Raw genomic sequence first — 4,592 nt, forward strand, 5'->3', positions numbered from 1 at the left:
GACAAAGATAAAAAGGCTTTTTGCACTTGCATCACCGAGACTTTCCTCATCTCTACTTAAATGCAAGCGACAGAGCAACGGTCTGGTGCGTCAACCGAAGGTGTCATGACCAATCTATCGTAGCTAGGATTTCCCCTAACTAAGTCTGGTGAACTCACCCTTGAAGGGACGAAGCTAAGAAATGCGTGACTTCTTTTCGGAAGCCACGATGCCTTTAGGCTCGTGGTAGTTCACTATCAAGCAAGCTTTTCGATCGTGAAGATTTTCTCTTTCCTCCACAGTCGACTAGCAGTCTTTACGAGCAGTTATCCTGTAACCATCTCTATTGTTACTCCCAAATCTCTAGGTTTTCGGTTTTTCTGCCCGTAAAAAATGGGATAAATGATAACTAACAAAAGCATATAATATTTTCAGACAGTTGTAGGTTATAAGCAACTACTACTTATCATTATTCTATTTCATTTTATGTTTTTCCCAGTAGTCATAGATTGCTTCTTTGACTATTCCGGCCAACTCCTTACCCTTTAACTTATTAAGCCATTCAGATTGATCGATTGGTAACTTTAATTTTAAAGTGACTTTTTCATTAGGCATTTCGTATTTCCTTATATCCTCTAACGTGATACCTTCTTCTATCTTTGGAAACACTAGATCATTTTCGTTCACCATCTTAAAATCTTGGTATTCTTCGAGTGTATCGAGTTCACAATATAAATTAAGCTGTGGTAATCCTCCCGATATGCTTTGTGAATGCATAATTGAATTTATCTGTCTACCATCTTCTAATTCTATTTCTAAAATCAGATTTTCCTCAAGTTTATACTTTTTTTCAACAATCTCACTGACAATGATATCTAGTTCCAAAGTATATCCCGAACTTGACTCGAAGATATAGATTGAGCCATTAAACACATGAATACTTTCGCCATCAATTTTCACTTCTTTCACCGTCACCATTATGTACTCCCCTTTCACGCATTATTTCGACAAAAAGGAGCATTACCCTGCAAATTTTAGACTTATTCATTGCTTAACTCTGTATTTCCCTACTCAATTTTATGCCACATATCCAGTATTGATTCACTTTCCACCGACTAAAGAATTCCACATTTTTCTAATAAAAGTTCGGAAATTTCATATGGAATTAATTTCCCCATATTGGTATGATTTGAATATAGAAATTTTACGATTTTATAAATTGAAAGTTCGGTGCAGCTATGGATCTTATGACGAAAGATTTACTTGTCAATTTTTTATTTATCCTCCTCTCACTATTTTTAGTTCAAATGTTATACATGATTAAATATACGTATCGAATGAAGGAATTAAAGGGCTGGATTTTAGGCATTTTTCCAGTAGTCTCGCTTGTACTATGTATGTTATTCCCTGTTGCAATTGAAACCGGTTTCGTCTGGGATCTCCGTTGGATTCCCTTTATTTTAGGTGGTTTATATGGTGGATATAGATTAGGGTTATTTCTACTAGTTTTAGTTCTGTGTATCCGTTATTTCCAAGGGATTGATGTGGGCTTTTACATTGCTGTTATCAATTTCTCTTTTATTGGTTTTGTAGTATGCACTTTATCCAAATATTATTTACAGATGAAACTTAAACAAAAAATAATGTTGAGCTGTTCAATGTCTATACTCTCTCTAATTTTTTCACTACTTTTTGCAAAACTAGTATTTGAAACTAACTTAGACCTCACATTTTGGTTACATTATATTACGATTCATATTGTCGGCATGTTCATTTCAACATTACTTTGGGAAATAATAACCATTAATTTCAACGTATTACAAAGGTTAGTTAAAACAGAAAAATTACAAATGGTTAGCCATCTTGCCGCAAGCATTTCCCATGAAGTACGGAATCCGCTAACTGTGAGCAGGGGATTTATTCAAATGTTAGCTAATGATATTTCTCCACAGACAAGAAAGGATTATGCAGCGATCGCTTTACAAGAATTGGATCGTGCAACAGAAATTATTAATGATTATTTAACGTTTGCCAAACCAGCACTTGAGAAATTAGAAACGATCAATGTTAATGAGGAAATTCAACATGCAATCAATGTTATTACACCGTTAGCCACAATGAATAATGTGCAGATTCAGTTTTCATTTACAAATCAAGACCAATATTTCGTTAAAGGTGAAAGGAAAAAATTCCAACAGTGTCTAATTAATATATTAAAAAATGGAATTGAATCCATGGAGAATAAAGGTAAACTCAACATTCAGCAAAGCTACAAAAATTCTATTCTTAAAATTGATATTGAAGATGAAGGAACAGGAATGACACAAGAACAAATAGATCGTCTTGGTGAACCGTATTTTTCAACAAAGGAAAAAGGAACAGGGCTCGGCATGATGGTTTCATATAGTATTATTAAAGGAATGAATGGAAGCATTTCTGTAACAAGTGAGTATGGAAAAGGGACCTGTTTTTCCATTATACTTCCAGTTAATCAATAAAGCGAGACTTCCATCAGTGGGGTTTTCTTCATCCCCCACTGATGGTTAGCGAGACTTATCACGCTCAGGAACGCCACATCCTGTGGCTTCTCGCCTGACTTGGACGTCAATCGTTCGTCGGATCTTTATGGGCAGTTATCTCCCACTTATCTTCTTTGCTTCTCTCGAATCTCGAAGTCGGAGTTTTACTGCCCGTTAAGCTGGGATAAAAGGGTAGCCGAGTACTTGTGTTATACTCCGCATTGATAAACTTGGATTTTTAGATGATTTTAAAACGTTTTTCACATACCCTCTTCGATTTAGGTTACTGTTAAGAAAAAAGCTCAAGCGCCTTGATCAACCTCGGGCAAATAAGTCACTTTTGCCTTCAATTCAAAAGTGGCTTATGACCTCAAGGGGCAGGACGCTTGCGCTAGATGCCATGCGCTTATCCACTAGTACAAGAATTTTATAGTTACGCCTTACAAGAAAAAAGGAAACTCCTCAAAATGGGGTTTTAACCATGTCCATTTTGGGGAGTTTCCTTCACCTATATCTTCAAAGTAAATAAAAGAAATATTATTCTGCAGAAGTTGGCATTGTATACTTCGCCATTTTTGCATCGTACATAAATAATGAATTGGAATCATTATTTATTCGTTTTAAATTTTGGATAATACTATCAAATGAAGATTCTTCCTCTACTTGCTCATCAAGGAACCATCTTAAAAAGGAAATTGTTGCATATTCCTTTTCATCTGCAGCAATGTCTGAGAGGTTATAAATTCGTCTTGTAACTTCTTTTTCATGTTCCAATGATTTTTCAAAAGCATCTAAAATAGATTCAAACTTATTATCTGGATGTTCAAAACCAGAAATAATCGCCTGTTCTCCACGATTATGGAGGTAATTATAGATTTTCATTCCATGAGATCTTTCTTCTTCAGCTTGAACAAGGAAAAAGTTTGAGAAACCATCATAATTTTCATTTTTACAGTAAGAGGCCATTGCAAAATAGACATGTGCAGAATAAAATTCATAGTTCATTTGATCGTTTAATGCTTCAGATAAGTTAGTAGATAGCATTGTACTTGCACTTTTATTTAGTTTTGACAACATCAAAAACACCCCTTTGCTTTAGTAATTTTATACTACTATAAAAGGGGTCGTATTACAAACATTAATTTGAAATAATTACTATTTGATAATAATTATCGATTAAATAATTAGGAGAGAATGGATTTGATTAATCTGCTTGTGGGAAAATTAATGTGCTTCTTTTTTTATGATATACTTTCCAATTTTAGCAGCGAGTTTTTCCAACGATTTGCTTTTGATCACTTCTCCATCGACTAATATGAATGGATTTGATGTACAAATTTTGCATTTCCCAAGACATTTTTTTTCTTTAATTTTTACGTTTGGATAGCGATCGATCAACGTTTGAGATAATCGTTTTACTTGAAAAGCATTTTTTCGACAAAAATAAAACGCCTTCACTATTATCTCCCCTCTAAACGCACAATTTGGTCGTGTCAATTATGACCCAACTGGCATTTTGCCAGATATTCTATCATAAAGAAAAGATATCTCTTTTTGCTTCTCTGAAAGGCTTAAAAAGAGTTGCTTATCACGAGATTCTAAAGCTTTATCTAATTGAAAAGACAGATTAAAATAATCGAGCATACAATCAATAATAGGCATGGCTTTATTAGAGTTAGTGGCTTCCTCTAGTTCGCTGACCCACATATAGTCTTTTATTTCTTCATTGACACTTGTTAAAATAAACCAACCAACTCCTACAACATATTTTCCCTGGTTAGAAAAAGTTAAGACATCTCCACATTGCAGGGTTTTTGACTTGGTCACAAGATTCTCCTTTTTATAGCCATATGATAAACACTCTACGTCAATACCCTTTTTATCTGTGACAATTAAATCCATTCTTTTACTCTCCCTCCCAAACATCCTGATGACAAATATAAAGCGAGACTTCCATCAGTGGGGGGTTTCTTCATCCCCACTGATGGTTAGCGAGACTTATCGGATCTTTACGGGCAGTTATCTCCCACTTATCTTCTTTGCTTCTCTCGAATCTCGAAGTCGGAGTTTTACTGCCCGTTAAGGTGGGATAAA

General features: G+C 34.8%; 5 protein-coding genes. 1 reads left to right on the forward strand and 4 read right to left on the reverse strand.

The window, feature by feature from the left end:
* Window positions 1-453: 453 nt before the first annotated feature.
* A complete protein-coding gene (locus K9V48_RS27055) occupies window positions 454-957 on the reverse strand; it encodes a hypothetical protein (protein ID WP_224142174.1) in 504 nt (167 codons plus the stop codon).
* 269 nt (window positions 958-1,226) lie between these two features.
* Here K9V48_RS27055 and K9V48_RS27060 point away from each other — a divergent pair, with 269 nt between their 5' ends.
* Window positions 1,227-2,477, forward strand: a complete 1,251-nt coding sequence (locus K9V48_RS27060) for an ATP-binding protein (RefSeq protein WP_224142175.1) — start codon at window positions 1,227-1,229, stop codon at window positions 2,475-2,477.
* A 558-nt stretch (window positions 2,478-3,035) separates the two neighbouring features.
* Here the strand turns inward: K9V48_RS27060 and K9V48_RS27065 are convergent.
* The 3 genes from K9V48_RS27065 to K9V48_RS27075 form a co-directional block, all read right to left on the reverse strand.
* On the reverse strand, window positions 3,036-3,542 hold the full coding sequence (locus K9V48_RS27065) for a ferritin (protein ID WP_224142178.1): 507 nt from the start codon (window positions 3,540-3,542) through the stop codon (window positions 3,036-3,038).
* 180 nt (window positions 3,543-3,722) lie between these two features.
* The gene (locus tag K9V48_RS27070) at window positions 3,723-3,956 is read right to left on the reverse strand and encodes a DUF1450 domain-containing protein (RefSeq protein ID WP_224142176.1); all 234 of its coding nucleotides are present in this window, start codon (window positions 3,954-3,956) and stop codon (window positions 3,723-3,725) included.
* 39 nt (window positions 3,957-3,995) lie between these two features.
* Complete coding sequence (locus tag K9V48_RS27075) at window positions 3,996-4,400, reverse strand: IDEAL domain-containing protein (protein ID WP_224142177.1); 405 nt, start codon at window positions 4,398-4,400, stop codon at window positions 3,996-3,998.
* Window positions 4,401-4,592: the final 192 nt, after the last annotated feature.

Source organism: Metabacillus rhizolycopersici (assembly GCF_020075705.1).